The sequence below is a fragment of the Actinosynnema sp. NPDC023794 genome (assembly GCF_040639675.1).
Lineage (GTDB): Bacteria > Actinomycetota > Actinomycetes > Mycobacteriales > Pseudonocardiaceae > Actinosynnema > Actinosynnema luteola.
The window spans coordinates 25485-42107 of record NZ_JBFAFR010000022.1 but is presented as its reverse complement, the minus strand read 5'-3'; the positions used below and the strand labels follow the sequence as shown (position 1 = coordinate 42107).

Below are 16623 nucleotides of genomic sequence, written 5' to 3'. Positions count from 1 at the left end.
TCGGGCGAAGTCGACCCGTTCGTGGCAGCACGCCGCACCGACCCACTGGAGTAGCGTCGAGCACGGTTCAGTTTCCGATAGCCACTTCGGCTTGGGGCTCGGAGGACGAGATGGTGCCGCGCCACGACGAAACCTCTTACCTGACCGCGCTGGCCGCCGTCGGGTCATCGCTCGACCAAGCCGGGGAGGAGCGCCGGGCGGCGCGGGACGACGGTCCCTCACCGCGCGAGCTCGTACGGCGCCAGCGCGGTGACCAGCTCGTCCGGGACGTCGACGGGCTCGACCCCTGACCCGACGCGGCGCAGGCAGGCGACGCTCTGCTCGCCGCGCGCCACCAGCCGGTCGTCGCGCCGGAAGTCGAAGGCCATCCGCAGCCCGCTGCGCCACCGCTCGCGCAGGGTCATCGCGATGTCGACCTCGTCGAAGGCGAAGCACTCCCCGAAGTACTCCATCGAGCAGGACGTGGTGGCCAGCACGAGACCACCGCCGCTCAGCTCCTTGAGCACCCCGGGCGCGTGCCGGGCCAGGAACATCTCGCGGCAATGACCCTGCCAGTGCAGGAACTGCGCGAAGTAGACGTTGCCGACGAGGTTGGTCTCGTCGAACGTCACCACGTGCCGCCAGTGGTACTCACGCACCGGCTCCACCCCTCCGGGGCAGGGCGACCGCGACGGACCGCGGGCCGACGAACGTGACGACCTCCGCCACCGGGGTGCCACCGACCAGCAGCCCGTCGTCGGTGGCCCGGTCGACGACCACCTCGTCGCCACCGGGCAACCCCAGGTCCAGCAGCGCCCTCGCGGCCGCCGTCCGGCTGTCGTGGGCCCACCCGACACCCACGGGCGAGTCCCCGCCGGCCACCACGCCGTCGTCGGTGCTCACCAGTTCCAAGCGGTCGGCGATGCCCAGTTCGGCCAGCCGCCTGCTCAGCAGCGGACCGACCAGGGGCGTGGGCACGGGGCCGGGCCAGGGCCGGTCGCCGAACGCGCGCAGCCACAGCCCTTCCCACCGCGCGACCCGCGCACCGTCCTCATCGGACAGCCACAGGTCGTAGGCGTAGTCGTCGCCCTCCCGCGACCGCTCCTCGGCGGTGACCAGCACCATGCCGGTGGGGCGTCGCCACACCACCACCCGTTCGGCCGCGACGGGCAGCGCCCGGCGGTGGGGCAGGCACGCCAGCAGCACGTGGATGCCGGCGTCGTGCGCGCCCGGGTCGCCCAGCAGCAACCGCGGGGCGTGGTGCTCGGAGAACCAGCGCTCCTCGCCGGACCGGACCCACGCCCGGACCCGGAAGGCGGACAGGTGCTCGTAGTCGACCAGTCCGCGCATGCGTCCGGAGTGGAACAGCAGCGGGCCGTAGAACGGGTGCGGCCCGTCGCGTCGTGGCGGTGCGGTCGTCGGGGCCAGGCCGTGCGGCGCGGGCGGGGCGGGCCGGATCACGGCGCGGAAGCGGTCGGTGGCGAAGCCGTCGGAACCGTCCCGCAACACCACGTCCACCGAGGGCTCGACCTCGTCCCGGGCGAGCGCCGCCACGCGCAGCGGACGCGGCTCGTGCGGGTTCACCATCACCGGGGCGGACAGCTCGACGTCGGTGAACTCCCAGGCCTCCCGTTCGCCGACCACGGCCACCGCGGCCTGGGCCATCGCCTCCAAACCGACGACGGCCGGGAGGACCGGGACGCCGTCCACGCGGTGGTCGTCCAGGTACGGGTCGCTGCCGGCGGAGATCACGGGTGCGAGGACCGCCTCCACCCCCGGCACGCGGACGAGGGGGTCGGCGGAGAACCGGAGCGGTTCGGCCGGTGGTCCGGACACCGAGAGCGTCGGGCCGTCCGGGAACCGCCCGGCGACCAGCTGCGTCACCGGCGCGTCCTCGTCGGCCAGCACGGCCAGCAACGCCGCCACTCCCGCGGCGGGCTCGACCGGCGTGATGCCCCGGTCGCGCAGCGAGTCCAGCACGCCCATGCGGGACCCCATGCCGACGTCGCTCCAGACCGACCACTCCAGCGCCCTGGTGCGGGCGGCCGGGTTCGCGGCGGCCCACCGTTCCAGGTGCGCGCGCTGCCAGTCGTTGGCGACGCAGTACTCGGCCTGCCCGGGCAGACCGCGCCGGCCGATGATGGACCCGAACCCGACCAGCAGCGCGGGCGGCTCCCCCAGCGCGGTCAGCAGGTTGTCCAGCCCGGTCACCTTGGGCGCGACGGTCGCGGCGAGGGTCTTCCCGGTGACCGCGCCCAGCGCGCGAGGCACGTTGAGGCCGGCGCCGTGCAGGACGGCGCGCACCGGCCCGTGCGCCCGGGCCGCCACGACCGCCGTGCACACCTGATCCGGATCGGTGACGTCGCACTCGACGTAGTGGGCGGTGACCCGCCGGTCGAGGGCGGCCAGCCCGGCTCGCACCCGTGCCGCCTCCCGCGGCGATCGACCGAGGAAGACGAGCGTGCACCCGGTGCTCAGGGCCAGGGCTTCCGCGCAGCGCGCCGTGATGCCGTCGACACCCCCGGAGGCCAGGCAGACCTCGCCCGGGCCCAGCGGCAGCGGCCCGCCGGGCGTCGCCGGGCGCACCCCCGTGACCGAACGCCGCACGTCGCCCGTCGCGTCCACCCGCAGCCGCCCGCCGATCCCGGCCAGGCGGAGGTCGACGTCGCGGGCGCCGTCCGTCAGCTCGATCGAGGTCGCGGTGCACGACGCGATCTCGACCGCGGCGCTGCTCGCCACGGCGGCAGCGGCCGGGTGGCCGCGGTGCAGCACGGCGAGCACGTCGGGCCGGTGCGCGGCGATGGTCCGCAGCAGGTCCGCCACCACCGCGATCCCCGCGTCGTCGGCCAGCCACACGGCCAGGCCGTCCTGGGCCGCGTCGTCCACTTCCGAGCTCCTCGCGGCGTCGTGGAGCCACCGGGGCGCGGCGGCCGGCACGGTCCAGCGCACCGCGCCACCGGGCGCGGGCCCGGTCCACGGCTCCCAGCGGTGCTCGAACGACCGCACCCACGGGCGCACACCGTCGACCGCGTCGGGGGTCTGGTCGACCGGCGGCCGGCTCGCGACCAGCTCGGCCACCTCGCCGACGGTCATCGTGTCCAGCGACGGCGGCAGGGCCGGCACGCGCCTGCCCAGCAGGTCCGCGGCCTCGGCGACGAGCTGGACGACCTGCAACGAGTTCAGGTGCAGGTCGGCGAGCAGCCTGCGGTCCGGCCGGATCCCGGCCAGCGGCAGTTCCAGCGTGCGGCTCAGGTGGGTCCGCAGCACCCGCAGCGGGTCCGCACCGGTGGTCGGCTCGGGCTCCGGGGTCCGCTTGGCGGGCACCACCTCGGTCTCGGTCGGGTTCGCCAGCAGCGTGATGGGCGTGTCCAGGTCGAGGTGGCGGTGGGCCCGGTCGCCGAACCACCGGTCCAGGTCGCACGCGGACACCGCGGCCAGCGCGGCGAGCGCGATCGCGTGCTCCCGCCCGGCGCCGCCCGGGTCCAGCGAGACCGCCGGGAACCCGGTCGCCAGCGAGGTGAGCGTGGTGCCCGGTCCGGCCTCGACCAGCAGGTCGCACGTCGCGGTCAGCGCGGCGAGGGCGTCGGCGAACCGGACCGGCGCGGTGAGCTGGTCCACCAGCAGCGAGGCAAGGTCGGTGTCCGGGTCCAGCCGGTGACCGGTGACGGTGGAGAACACCGTGCGGCGCGGTGGCCGCAGCCGCACCCGCCGGAGCTCCTCGGCGAAGGGCGCCGCGGCCGGGCGCATCGCCTCGGTGTGGAACGCGTGCGACACCGCGAGCACCTTCGCGCGGGCCCGAGCCCGCAACGCGCGTTCCGCCACCCGGCGCACGTCCGCCGTCCGGCCCGCGATCGTGACCTGGTCGGGGCCGTTGAGCCCGGCCACCACGACCGGGGTGCTCCCGGCCAGTTCCTCGACCGCGTCCAGGGGCAGGCCGATGCTCGCCATGGCGGTGCCCGCACGTCCGTGCTCCCCCATCACCCGCCCCCGGGCGGTGGCGAGCCTCAGCCCTTCCTCGGCGGACAGGGCTCCCGCCCACACGAGCGCGGTGATCTCGCCGAGGCTGTGCCCGACCGCGGCCACCGCGTCGCACCCCAGCTCGGCGAGCAGGGCCAGGGCCGCGAGGGACTGCCGGACGATGGCGGGCTGCGCGATGGCGGTCGCCGTCGCGCCGTCGTGCAGCCGCACGTCCTCGGCGATCCCGGGCACGGTCAAGTCGCGCGCCCAGTCGTCGAGGCGGGCGCGCACCGGCGCCGCCTGGCCGGGGAACAGCAGCCCGACCCGACCCCTGGCCCCGCGCGCGAGCACGAAGCCTTCCTCGCGGTCGACCAGCAGGGTCGACGCCCAGCCCGGCACCCGGCGCGCCGCGCGGTCCGCGGTTCTGACCAGCCGCTCGGGGGAATCGCTCACGAGCACGCAGCGGAACGCCGGATCGGGCGTCGCCGACCGGTGCCGCGTGGCCGCGAGGTCGTGCAGCTCGGCCGCGCTCAACGAGCCCGCCTTGGCCGCCAGGTCCGCCAGCCGGGCGGCCAGGTCGTCGCGGTCCTCGGCGGTCAGCAGCACGATCTCGTGGGCCGGCAACGACCTGCTCCACCGCAGCATCGGCTCCGGGACGACGCCGGGGCCGTCACCACCGCACCCGGAGAGCACGACGTGCGCGTTGATGCCGCCGAACCCCAGCGCGGACACGCCGGCGACCCGCGTCCGGTCCAGCCACGGCTCGGGCCCGTCGAGCACGCGCAGGGTGCTGTCGGCGCCCGACACCAGTGGGTGCGGGTCCTCGCACCCGGTGGTCGGCGGCAGCACGCGGTGGTGCGCGGCGAGCACCGCCTTGATCAACCCGGCGACACCCGCCGCCGCCTTGGTGTGGCCCACGTTGGCCTTGACGGAGCCGAGCGCGGCGCGCGTGGCCGCACCGGCCCGCACGCGGTTGAGCGCCACCAGCTCGACCCGGTCGCCGACGGCGGTGCCGGTGCCGTGCCCCTCCACGAGCCCCACCGCCGAGGGGTCGACGCCCGCCGTCGCGTACGCCCGGTCCAGCGCGCGCACCAGGCCCGACGCCTCCGGCCGCGTCAAGCCCCCCGCCCCGTCGCACGACATGCCCCACCCGGACACCAGGGCGTACACCCGCAGCCCTTTCCGGCGGGCGTCGTCGGCGCGCATCAACGCGACCACGCCGCAGCCCTCACCCGGCAGGAAGCCCGTCGGGTCCGCGTCGTACACCCTCATCCGCCGGCCCTCGGCCAACGCGCCGAGCCGCGCGAACCCGACCAGCTCGAACGGGTCCAGGCTCAGGTCCACCCCGCCGGCGAGGGCGAAGTCCAGTTCGCCGCACGCCAGGGCGCGGCAGGCGGTGATCACCGCCAGCAGGCTCGACGAGCACGCGCCGTCGACGGTGTAGCCGGTGCCGTGCAGGTCGAAGTGGTTGCAGACGCGGCCGGCGATCGTGTTGGACAGGGCTCCGGCCAGCGTCTCGTCGCCCGGCTCCGGGAACGGTTCCCGGACCAGGTCCTGGAGCAGCTCCAAGGCGTGCTCGGCCTGGCTGTCGGGCACGCCCGCGCCCGACAGCGCGGCGACGGCCGCCCGCCGGACGAACGGCCAGCGCAGCCGCAACTGGGCGGCGCGGGAGAACTCCCCGGTGAGCGAGTTGCCCAGGACGACGCCCGCGCGGTCGCGGTCGAGCCCGTCGGCATCCCCGAACCCGGCGTCCGACAGCGCTTCCGCACAGGTCTGCAAGGCGAGCCAGTGCGTCTGGTCGACAGCGCGGAACAGCGGGCCGGGCACCTCGAACCGGTGCCGGTCGAACTCCCACCCGCGCAGCAGGGCCGCGTGGGTCAGGTAGGTCTGGTCGGGCTCGGCGCCCCGGTACCCGGCGCCAAGCCGCCGATCGGGCAGCACGCGGAACGCGCGGCGGCGGCCGACCACCGTCTCCCACAGCTCGGCGGGACCATCGGCGTCCGGGTAGCGGCACGCGATGCCGACCACCGCGATCGGCTGCGCGCTGCTCACGGGGTGGTTCCCGGCGCGCCGCGACGGCCGGTGCGGTGGAGTTGGCCGAGGCAGCGCAGCACGCAGGTGATCACCAGGGCGAAGAACAGGCCGAAGGAGACCCCCGACACCACCAGGACGCCGTAGACCGCCGCCGCGGTGACGCCGAAGACGACCTGGTCGCGCGTGCCGGTCGGGCTCGTGGCGGGATCGGTGATCATGTAGTTGGTGAACAGGACGAACGCCAGCCCGGTCATGGGCGCCAGCGCCGCGAGCAGGTGGTGGTCGAGCAGCGACCAGCGCAGCACCGCCTGGGCCACGAACCCGCCGACCCAGCCGGCGATCAGCGGCATCCTGCCGGTCAGCTTGGCGTTGATCACGGTGCCCGCCGCGAGGACGGCCAGCGGCACCAGCCAGTCGATCGCGCCCGAGGTGTTGCTGGTGAAGTGGTAGGGCGGCGCGATGCTCACCCACGGGAACAGCAGCAGCACCACCGTGATGCCCGTGTTGGACGGGTTGAGCACGTGCCTCAGCCTGCCCCGGACGCGCAGCCGCACCAGGTACTTCGACCCGTTGCCCACCAGGATCGCGAAGATGTAGGGCCACAAGGAGGCGTTGCCCCACAACAGCATCCCGGTCGCCAGACCGGTGATGTGGGCCGGCAGCAGGAAGACCACGAACGCCCGCCGGCCCTTGGCGAACTCGGCCCGCCTGCCGAACGCCCAGGCGTCGAGCGCTTCGAAGCACAACGCGGAGGCATAGCTGACGAGGACCGCGACGATCGGGGTGATGGGCGCCTGCTCGAACCCGAGGAACAGGTGCCCGAGGACGTTGAACAGGGTGATCGAGACGGCGAACCGGGTCAGCGCCTTGACCCGGCGCTGATCGGGGGTCAACCCGGGTTTACCCGGTGCGACGAGCGCCCGCTCGTCCAGTGAGGCGCCGTCCAGGCGTGTCGCCGTCATCGCGCCACCGCCGTCGCTGCGGGGCCGAGCTCGACCGTGCGGTGCCCGGGCGTGACCAGGACTTCGGCGCGGTGCGTGCCGGAGGTGTCCCGCCAGGTGATCGTGGCCCGCACCGGACCTCCTCCGGGCAGCGCGAAGTGCAGTCGCGCGGCGGACACGCCGCTGTGCCCGTTCGCCGGGTAGAGCTGCGCCTTCTGCGGCCGGTCGGGGTGGTGCAGCTCCACCTGCGCGCCGATCGCGTCGACGAACCCGCCGACGGCGCCGGGGCGCACCAGGCGCAGGTCCGCCGCCGGGCCGCCCTTCCCGCCGAGCAGAAGCACGGAGTCCTCCCACTGGTTGGCCACCAGGACGTCGAGGCGGTTGTCGCCGTCGACGTCGCCGACGGCGAGTCCCCTGGTGTTGTCGGGGAAGGACGCGCCCACCCGGTCCGCCAGGTCGGAGTACCGGCCGCTCGCGTCGCGGACCCAGAACCGGTTCGGCTCGTGGCCCGACAAGTCGTCGCCGGGGCCGAAGCGCGGCCACACCGCCGGGTGGCGCAGCAGCTCGTCGTTGGCGATCGCCAACTCCTGGAGGACGGGCCAGCGGTTCACCTCCCCCTTGAGGAAACCGTTGGCCTGGAAGAGCTCGTCGACGCCGTCGTTGTCGAAGTCGCCCGCCTTGACGTCCCAGCACCAGCCGGCGCGGGCCAGGCCCAGCGCCTCGCTGCGCTCGGTGAACGGCGCCTCGCCCGCCAGCAGGTCCTGCGGTGTGCCGTCCGGGACGAACGCGAAGTTGCTCTCGTGCAGGCCATAGGGGACGGTGATGTTGCTGACGACCACCATCGGCAGGCCGGCGCCACCGGGGTAGGTGAACGCGACGCCCATGCCCTTGAACGAGTCTCGGCCCAGCACCTCGGACTTCGGCGTCACCAGGTCGCGGGTGCCGATGACCTCCTGCAGCCGCACCGCGCCGGGCACCGAGCGGTTGACCATCAGCTGGTCCGGCCCGAAGTCGTTGGCCTGGTAGACCTCCGGGAGGCCGTCGCCGGTCAGGTCCTGCAACCCGGTGGCCAGGGTCCACGACTGGGCGGCGTCGCCGGTCAGGGCCACGCTGGCGTCCACGACGGCCGGCTTGCGGTCCGCGGCACCCGTCGGCCGCGTCAGCAGGATCCGGTTCACGCCGCCGTTGCGGGCCGAGGACATGGAGTCCTGCATCCGGATGCGGGTCTCGTCGGCAGCGGTCGGGTCCAGGACGCGCGCGCCGTCGGGGAAGTAGTTGCCCACCAGGATGTCGAGGTGGCCGTCACCGTCGATGTCGCCCACGTTGAGCGTGCCGGAGTTCCACAGGGCCATCGGCTCGATCAGCTCGTCGGCCCGGAACCGGGTGGGCACGCCGTTCCCGCCGGTGTTGACGAAGAGGACCGGCGAGCGGCCCCAGTAGTGCACGATGAAGTCCACGTCGCCGTCTTCGTCGAGGTCGGCCGGGACGCAGCCCATGGGCGCCATCGTCGAGTCGTAGCGCAGGCCGTCCGGCCGCAGCGCGAACGGGGCGTAGGGCACACCGCCGCCGCCGATCGGCACGGGGCGCAACGTCACGGAATCGTCGCGCGGGTCGACGAGGCAGACGTCGGCCTCCCGCCCGGTCCCGCGGACGTCCGCCAGCGCGACGGCCGCGCCGACCGAGGAGATCCAGCCGCGGATGCCGTGCAGTTCCGGCGCGACGGCGCGCTCGGTCCGCGCGCCGACCGGCTTCTCGTTGAGCTTCACCGCGGTGAAGCCGAACCGGGCGGCGGTGGCGGCGGAGGTCTCTTCGCCGAGGCCCGGCCGCACCACCATCAGGCCGGCGGCGGCGCAGGTGGCCACCACGACGATCACGGACAAGGTCTTGCGCGCGGCAGCGTTCACCGTCACACGCATCGGTCCTCCCTGGCGAGCGGTCGGCTCGGATCTCTAGGGCAATCGGTCGCGCAGCCGCGCCTTCCACTCCAGGTACGCCTGCACATCGGTGGCGTCGAGCAGGTCCGCGCAGGCCTCGTCGGCCCAGCGCGCGGCCACTTCCGCGGTCGTGCCGAGCACCTGCGCGCACGTCTCGCGCGTGTGCCGCGGCACGATCCCCGAGCGGACCCGGGCGCCCGCCGCGAAGACGACGCCTTGCGCGAAGTGCGCCCGGTGCCGCCCCGCCAGGTCGAGCAGCTCGGTGCGGTCCGCCGCGTCCGCCGCACCCGCGTACGCGGCGGCGAGCCCGACACCGCTCCACAGGTGCGGTCGCGCGACCGACGGCGCGCGGTCGATCACGTCGGCGATCCCCGCCGGGCAGGCGGACTCGGCGAACCACAGCGCCCGCCCGCAGCCGGCCACGCGGACCTGCCACACCGGTCCCGGTGTGCGCGAAGCCCGGCGCAGCAACGCCCGCGTGCCACCGAAGTACACCTCGCCGAAACCCGAGCCGTCGACGGCGAGCCACCGCAGCAGCGGTGTGCGGGGCAGGCGAGGCAGCACCGGCACGCGCGCCGCCGTCAACAACCACCCGGCGCCGACGTGCACCAGGTGCGCGTACGCGTTCCCCGGTCCGGCGAGCAGGCGGTCGAGGGCGCCGGCCCGGCCGGCGGTGGCCAGGTCGAGCAGCCCGGCGAACATGGCGGCGCCTTCGTAGGCGAACCCGCGCTCCTCGGCGTCGACCCGGCTCAGCGGCTCGTGCGGTCGTCGCCACGACCGCACCGCGAGGTTGAACCCGCCGAGGAAGTTCCGCGCGTGCAGTTCCAGGACGGCGCGCTGCGCCGGGCGGTCTACCCGGAAGCCCCGGCGCGAGAAGTCGGCCAGCCGCGGCGGCAATCCCAGTCGCGTGGCGACCGCGGCGACCACGCCGTCGGTAAAAGCAAGCCCGGGAGCTGCATCACCCCTCCAACGGCCGGAATCCGTTACCGGACAGGGTTCGACCAGTGATCCCTGCCTACCAGAGCACCGGGGTGACCCCAAGGTCGTCTGGTCATCTTCACGCGAAGGTGTCGCCGGTATCCCCAGGTCAGCGCGCATCACTCCGACACGTTCCCGTCCGCCAGCCAGAGGTTGGTGAGGTCGCCGTTGAGCACCGGGTAGGGCAGCCAGTTCCGCACCCTCGTGGAGTGGAACCAGTACTGGTGGGCGAACAGGACGGGGACGATCGCCCCGTCCCGCAGCACCTGCGCCTCCACCTCCCGGAACAGCTCACCGGCGCGCTCCTCGTCAGCCGACGTGAGGGCCGCCGTGAGCAGTCGGTCGACCCGCTCGCTGCGGTAGCGGCCGAAGTTCGAGCCCCAGTCGCCGTTCTCCGGCACGTCGCGGCTGTCGAACAGCGGCTGGAGGTAGGTGCGGGCGTTGTTGCCGTACCAGTCCGGTTCCCAGCCGGTGAGCGCGAGCTCCCAGTCCCGCGGCCGTGCGGACGCCGACGAGGACAGGAACTCCGAGAACAGCTCGTTGATCGACGCCGGGACGAGCCGCACGCGGATGCCCGCCCTGGCCAGGCCCGCCCGCACCGCCTCGGCGGTGGCCGGGTGGATGTCGCGGTCGCGGTAGACCAGTCGCAGGGTGAGCCCGTCCGGGTAGCCGGCCTCCGCGAGCAACCGCCGTGCCCGCTCGGGGTCGCCCCGGCCTCCGTCCGTGCCGTGCGGGCGGGTTTCCCGGTGCGCCAGGCACAGCGGCGGCAGGACCTGGTCCGCGATGTCGTTGAGCCGCGGTCCGCCCCACACCAGTGACACCGCCGCCTTGTCCACCGCGTACTGGAGGGCGGTGCGGACGGCCTGCTTGCCGGTGGCGCCGTCCTCGGCCTCGCTGGCGAAGTTCACCACGATGTACGGGCTGAGCAGGCCGGCGGGGCACACCTCCAGGCGGGGGTCGTCGGTCGCGAGCAGCGCCGGGAGTTCCTCGGTGAGCGGCTGGACGTCCCAGAGCATGTCGGCCGCGCCGCGGGCGACGAGGTCGTGCGACTCCTGCTCGTCCAGGCCCTGCCTGATCTCGATGCCGTCGACGTGGGCGGCTCGGAGGTCGTCGGTCCCGGGGTCCCAGGCGGGGTTGCGGCGCAGCTCGATCCGCTCGCCGGGGCGGTAGGCGGTGATCCGGTAGGGGCCGTTGGAGATGACGGCCTGGTCCAGTTCGGGGCTACCGGGGGCGAAGAGCAGGTACTCCTCGGGCGCTGGCGTCGCGAACGGCAGGGCGAGCATGTTGAGGAAGTCCGACATCGGGTAGCGCGTGGTGAAGCGGACCTCGGTGTCGTCGAGTGCGACGACACCGCTGATCCCGGTGTGCTCCAACCGGTCCGCGACCGCCTCGACCGTGCGGGGCGCGTCGGCGAGCACGTCGCGGAACTCCGCCATGCCGTCGATGGCGTTGAGGTAGTAGGCGAGCCCTGGGCTGTTGGCCATCGGGTGCGCCAGGCGTTTGATGCCGCGCACCACGTCCCACGCCGTGACCGGGCGGTCTCCGCTCGGGGCGTGCCACCGGACCCCGTCGCGGAGGGTGAACGCGTAGCCGGTGCCGTCCCCCGTGAGCCGCCCGTTCGCCGCGGTCGGCACCTCGGTGGCCAGGTCGGCGACGAGCGTCCCCGCCTCGACCCGGTCCCGACTGGCCACGTACCCCACGAGTTGCCGGGTGTACGCGCGCAGGATGCCCCTCGTCACGGTGTGGTAGGCCAGCGCCGGGTCGAGGTGGTCTACGTCCCCCGCGCCGACCATCGTCAACGTCCCGCCGCGGCGGGACGCGGCGCCGACCGCCGTGCCGGGGGACCTGCGCTGTGACTGGAGCACGGTGGACACCGCCCCTCCGCTGGATGACCGGGCCTTGGGACGACGCGCTCAGCCGCCGCCGATGCCGTCGGGGTGCCGGTCGGCGACGAGGGTCAGCACGATGCCGTGCTCGAGGAGCGCCTTCGCCGCGGCCAGCACCTCGGTGAACCCGCCCATCGAGTTCAGGGCCCAGGTGACGAGCTCGTCGGGTTCGGCGCCGCCGAAACCCGTCTCGGTGAGGTCGACCCGGGTCACGTCGTCCGAGTGCGGCGAGAACCGCAGCTCGAACGTCGTCGGCCGCGGGCCGTTCTGCCACTCGATGGCGAACCTGCGGTCCTGCTCGAACTCCTTGACCCGTGCCGTGACCGTCAAGTCGTACATGTCCCACGTCCACCGCAGTTCCGCTCCGGGCTCCACCGGGCCGCTGCTCCTGGTGAACCAGAACCTGCTCGTGATCGAGGGATCGGTGAAAGCTCGGAAGACCTCCGCCGGTGGTTTGCGGATCAGCATCGTCGTCGCGACCACTGGAGACAGTTCGAGGTGGGAATCGCCCACGGCTTCTCCTCTTGGAGATGACCCACAGCCTGCGTCGAAGGACGCTACCGCGCCAGGACGCCGCGAATCGCCGCCGCCGCCCGGTTGGCCCCGATCGAGTGCATCAGCCCTGATCTCCTCCCGGCCCCGCGAAGCCGCCTGCCCGAGGCCGGACGCCGCGGCTGCGCGCGATCATGGGCAACGCGTTCACCGGCATCGTGACGGCGGGCTTCGGCCGCACGCGGTGGCCGGGCGCCGGCACCAGTCGCCAGCGCGCCGCGATCGTGGCGAGGGAGAGGATCAGTTCCGCCCAGGAAAGGCCTTCGCCGACGCACCCGTGGAGCCCGATCCCGAACGGCAGGAACGCGGCGCGCGCCGGCGGATCGACGCGCCCGGGCAGCCACCTGTCGGGGTCGAAGCGATCGGGGTCGGCGTGGATGCGGGGGTTGTGGTTGAGCGCGTGCGCGCTGTAGAGCACGACCGTCCTGGCGGGGATGTGGTAGTCGCCCAGTCGAGTGTCCACTGTGGTGGAACGGCTTTGGAACAGGCCCTGCGTCCGGTGGCGGAGCGTTTCCGTGATCAACCGTCGGGTGTAAACCAATCGGTCGATGTCCTCGTAGGTGGCCGTCCTGCCCGCCAACACCCGGTCGACCTCGTCGTGCAGGCGGCGTTCGACGTCCGCGTCCGCCCCGATCTCGTGGAAGGCCCAGGACAGGGTGTTGCTGACGGTGTTGCTGCCCGCGATCAGGAAGGTCATGACCTCGTCGTGCAACTGCTCCTCGTCCATGGCCGGTTCGCCGTCGTCACCGGCGAGGACCATCTTCGACAGCAGGTCGCCCCGGTCGGTCCTCGTCGCCAGGTACTCGTCGACCACCGCCTTGATCGTCCGCCGGAGGAACTCCTCCGCTTGGCGATAACGGCGATTGCCCGGCGTCGGCAGCCTGGTGAGGACCCCCGGACCGGTCATCCGGCGGAACAGCCCACCCAGCACCACCGACGTCGCGGCCATGAACCGCGCCCGGTCCAGGGACGCACCGTCGGCGACGATGACCCGGACGATGTTCGCCAGCGCGAGTTCGTCCATCTCCTCGTGCACCGCGACCCGCTGGCCGTCCTGCCAGGAGGCGGCCTTGGCCTCCGCGTGCGCGCTCATGACCGCGGCGTAGTCGGCGATCCGCCCGTGGTGGAACGCGGGCAGGACCAACCTGCGCTGCCGTCGGTGGAACGGCCCGTCGGAGATGCCCAACCCGTTGCCGAACATCTGCCGGAACCGCTCGGCGATCGGGCCGCCCCTGGCGAACACGTCGGGTCGACGCATGACGTCGCGCACCAGTTCCGGGTCGTTGACGACGTACATCGGCTCGCGGCCCAGCAGGATCCGGGTGATCGGGTCGCCCGACTGGAGTTCGAGCAGGAACGAGCCAGGACTTCGCTTCATCCGCAGTGCGTGCCCCAGGAAGGGCAGCGCGCCGGGGTACGTCCCGGGTGGACGGACGGTGGCGGTGGTCGACATCAGCGGTCCTCACGCCGAGTGCTGTTGATTTTCAAGCAACGTAGCCGTGCGACGAAGACCCGGCGAGCCCGTGCTACCACACGATCGCGTGAGTCGCCGACGCGTGCCACAGCGCCGACGCGCCGCCCGGAGTGGACACGACCGGCAGTTCGGCCGGGCCGGAGAGCATCCACGGCTCGTACTCCCGCGAGCTGTCGACCACGAGCCTGCTGCCGTCGGCGAGGGGCGCCGACCTCGACGCCTCGATCGCCGTCGCCTGCTCACCGCACGAGGCAGGCGCGACGGCGATGAAGGTGTCCGCCTGCCGCGAGGGATGGGCGGTCCACGCCACCCCCTGACCCGGTAGCGGCTCGTCCACAAAGGAATTCGCGCATTCCGGCGGAACAGTTGTCGGGCAACCGGCCGATCAATATCCTGGTACGCGGGTCGGGGGATCCTGCTTACCGGGGGGAACTGCTGTGCGTCGTGTACTGCCCGTTGCTCTGAGTGCGTTGCTGGTCGGAGGGCTGATGCTCGCCGGCCAGCCCGCGTCGGCGGCACCTCCGCCGGCCGCCGTCCAGGCCGGCGAGACCGGTTCGTCCTTCACCGCCCTGTCCACGGTCCGCGTGCTGGACACGAGGAACACCGGCAACCCGCTCGGCGCCGGCGGAACCGTCACCGTCGACCTCGCCGCCCGTGTTCCGGCCGCCACCACCGCCGTGGTCCTCAACGTCACCGGGGTGACCCCGACCACGCCCACCTTCGTGACGGTGTTCCCCAGCGGCGGCGCCCGACCCGTCGCGTCGAGCCTGAACCTGACGCCCGGGGACGTCCGCCCCAACCAGGTCACCGTCACGCTCAGCGCCGACCGGAAGGTCGACCTCTACAACAACAGCGGCAACGTCCACCTCGTCGCCGACCTCGCCGGCTACTACAGCACCGGCGCCGGAGCCAAGTTCACCGCGCTGGCCGCCAACCGCGTGCTGGACACCCGGCAGGACACGCCGGTAGGCCCCGGCGGCGCCCGTGCGGTCGACCTGTCCGCCTGGATCCCCGCGTCGGCCACGGCGGTCACCTTCAACCTGACCGCCACCAGCGCGACCGCCGACACGTACGTCACCGCGTGGCCCGCCGGAACGCCTCGACCCACCGCGTCGAACCTGAACGTGCCCCCCGGCGACACCCGCCCCAACCTCGTCACCGTCGCCGTGGGCGCGAACCGCACGGTGAGCCTCTACAACAACGCGGGCACCATCGACCTGATCGCCGACCTGACCGGCTTCCACACCCCCGACTACGGCGCCCTGTTCCTCCCGATGAGCCCGACGCGGGTGCTCGACACCAGGGACGGCACCGGCGGCAGGACCGGTGCCGTGGGCGCCCGGCAGATCGTCGACCTGGGACTCACGACCAGGGCGTCGATCACGGCAACGGCCGTGGTGCTCAACATCACCGGCGTCGACGCGACGGCCGCGACGTACGTGTCCGCGTACGGGAGGGGTCAGCAGACGAACGCCTCGAACCTCAACCTGTCCCCCGGGCAGACCGTGCCGAACGCCGCCGTGGTCGGGCTCGGCAGCACACGTGACATCCAGCTGTACAACAACGATGGGAGCGTTCACCTCGTCGCCGACATGGCCGGCGCGTTCGCGGTGCTCGACGCCCCCGTCTGCACGACCGACTGCATCTACGCGTGGGGCAGGAACGGCGCCGAGCGCGCGCTGGGCACCGCAGAGGCGGTGGGGTGGACGTCCGTGCCGACGCGGGCGCGGCTGACCGACGTGCGCGCGATCGCCGGCAGCATGTGGGGCACCCAGTACGCGTTGCGTGCCGACGGCACGGTGGTCGCGTGGGGGAAGAACGACTCGGGGCAGCTCGGCAACGGGTGGAAGGCCGGTAACGGCGGCGGGTCCGTGGCGCCGGTTCGCGTGCTCGGGTTGACCGGGGTCACCGCCATCGCCGCCGGTCAGCTCACCGGCTACGCGCTGCGCGAGGACGGCACGGTGTGGGCCTGGGGCTGGAACGGCACGGGCCAGCTCGGCAACGGCGGTACTGCCAACTCCTCGGTGGCGGCGCCGATCCCCGGTCTGACCGACGTCGTCGCGATCGGCAGTTCCTGGGGCACCGGCTACGCGGTCCGCGCCGACGGCACCGTCTGGGCGTGGGGTTTCAACAGCCACGGCGAGCTCGGCAACGGGTCGATCGGACAGCCCTCGTCGGTGCCCGTCCAGGTGTCCGGGCTGACCGGCGTCACCGAGGTGTCGGGCGACAGCGGCAGCGAGGGTGTCTACGCGCTGCGCGGTGACGGCACGGTCTGGGCCTGGGGTTCCAACTACTTCGCCCAGCTCGGCAACGGTCAGGCGTGCGGCCCGTCCGGTGTTGGGCTCTGCTCTTCCCCGGTCCCGGTGCAGGTTTCCGGGCTGACCGGGGTGACGGGGATCGACGCGGGCCGCTACACCGGTTATGCGCTGCGCGGCGACGGCACCGTGTGGGCCTGGGGCTCCAGCTACCAAGGTCTCCTCGGCAACGGGGTCGAGTGCGAGGACTACTCGCAGGCGTGCGCGTCCGCGGTCCCGGTCCAGGTGTCGGACCTCTCGGACGTGACGCAGATCGCCAGCTTCAGCGGGGGCGCCCTCGCGCTCCGCGCCGGCGGAACCGTCGCGGGCTGGGGCCACGACATCTACGAAACGCTCGCCAACGACGGGACTTACACGCACTCGGCCGTGCCGGTTCCGGTGCAGGGTCTGTCCGGGGCAACCGCCATCGCCGCCGACTACCACACCGCGTGGGCGTTGGTACCGAACCCGTGAGCAGGGGGTGTGTCCGGCGGGCCGCGTGGTCCGCCGGACACACCGGCAAGTCCTCAGCGCCTGTTCGCACTCAGGCGAACCCTGGCCGTGCTGCCCGACTGGCCCATCTGTGCGCGACCA

Annotated in this window: 10 protein-coding genes; 1 reads left to right on the top strand and 9 read right to left on the bottom strand. The window is 73.4% G+C overall.

What is annotated here, in order from left to right; genetic code table 11:
* Positions 1 to 218 precede the first annotated feature (218 nt).
* The 9 genes from AB0H12_RS32475 to AB0H12_RS32435 all read right to left on the bottom strand — a co-directional run bounded on the left by AB0H12_RS32475 (position 219) and on the right by AB0H12_RS32435 (position 14072).
* A complete protein-coding gene (locus AB0H12_RS32475) occupies positions 219 to 638 on the bottom strand; it encodes an acyl-CoA thioesterase (protein WP_499628208.1) in 420 nt (139 codons plus the stop codon).
* Complete coding sequence (locus tag AB0H12_RS32470) at positions 631 to 5988, bottom strand: SDR family NAD(P)-dependent oxidoreductase (protein ID WP_499628207.1); 5358 nt, start codon at positions 5986 to 5988, stop codon at positions 631 to 633. The genes AB0H12_RS32475 and AB0H12_RS32470 overlap by 8 nt, the downstream gene beginning before the upstream one ends.
* Entirely contained in the window at positions 5985 to 6932 is a 948-nt protein-coding gene (locus AB0H12_RS32465; protein ID WP_499628206.1) for an enediyne biosynthesis protein UnbU, read from the bottom strand. The genes AB0H12_RS32470 and AB0H12_RS32465 overlap by 4 nt, the downstream gene beginning before the upstream one ends.
* Positions 6929 to 8827: a CRTAC1 family protein gene (locus tag AB0H12_RS32460; protein ID WP_499628205.1), complete on the bottom strand. Its 1899-nt coding sequence runs from the start codon at positions 8825 to 8827 to the stop codon at positions 6929 to 6931. Before AB0H12_RS32460 ends, AB0H12_RS32465 begins: the two co-directional genes overlap by 4 nt.
* A 33-nt stretch (positions 8828 to 8860) precedes the next feature.
* The gene (locus AB0H12_RS32455; protein WP_499628204.1) at positions 8861 to 9772 is read right to left on the bottom strand and encodes a DUF1702 family protein; all 912 of its coding nucleotides are present in this window, start codon (positions 9770 to 9772) and stop codon (positions 8861 to 8863) included.
* 170 nt (positions 9773 to 9942) lie between these two features.
* A complete protein-coding gene (locus AB0H12_RS32450) occupies positions 9943 to 11697 on the bottom strand; it encodes an ABC transporter substrate-binding protein (protein WP_499628203.1) in 1755 nt (584 codons plus the stop codon).
* A 39-nt stretch (positions 11698 to 11736) separates the two neighbouring features.
* The gene (locus AB0H12_RS32445; protein ID WP_499628202.1) at positions 11737 to 12222 is read right to left on the bottom strand and encodes an SRPBCC family protein; all 486 of its coding nucleotides are present in this window, start codon (positions 12220 to 12222) and stop codon (positions 11737 to 11739) included.
* Between the two features lie 103 nt (positions 12223 to 12325).
* Positions 12326 to 13714 (bottom strand): cytochrome P450, encoded by a 1389-nt coding sequence (locus tag AB0H12_RS32440; RefSeq protein ID WP_499628201.1) that lies wholly within the window; start codon positions 13712 to 13714, stop codon positions 12326 to 12328.
* Positions 13715 to 13787: 73 nt separating this feature from the next.
* Entirely contained in the window at positions 13788 to 14072 is a 285-nt protein-coding gene (locus AB0H12_RS32435) for a DUF6188 family protein (RefSeq protein WP_499628200.1), read from the bottom strand.
* Positions 14073 to 14223: 151 nt separating this feature from the next.
* Between AB0H12_RS32435 and AB0H12_RS32430 the strand changes: the two genes are divergently transcribed.
* Entirely contained in the window at positions 14224 to 16503 is a 2280-nt protein-coding gene (locus AB0H12_RS32430) for an RCC1 domain-containing protein (protein ID WP_499628199.1), read from the top strand.
* Positions 16504 to 16623: the final 120 nt, after the last annotated feature.

What these genes read in the sequence shown, in the direction of transcription:
- AB0H12_RS32430 (WP_499628199.1), top strand. Translation starts at nt 14,224, where the DNA reads ATGCTCGCCGGCCAGCCCGCGTCGGCGGCACCTCCGCCGGCCGCCGTC.
- AB0H12_RS32440 (WP_499628201.1), bottom strand. Translation starts at nt 13,714, where the DNA reads ATGTCGACCACCGCCACCGTCCGTCCACCCGGGACGTACCCCGGCGCG.
- AB0H12_RS32460 (WP_499628205.1), bottom strand. Translation starts at nt 8,827, where the DNA reads ATGCGTGTGACGGTGAACGCTGCCGCGCGCAAGACCTTGTCCGTGATC.
- AB0H12_RS32465 (WP_499628206.1), bottom strand. Translation starts at nt 6,932, where the DNA reads ATGACGGCGACACGCCTGGACGGCGCCTCACTGGACGAGCGGGCGCTC.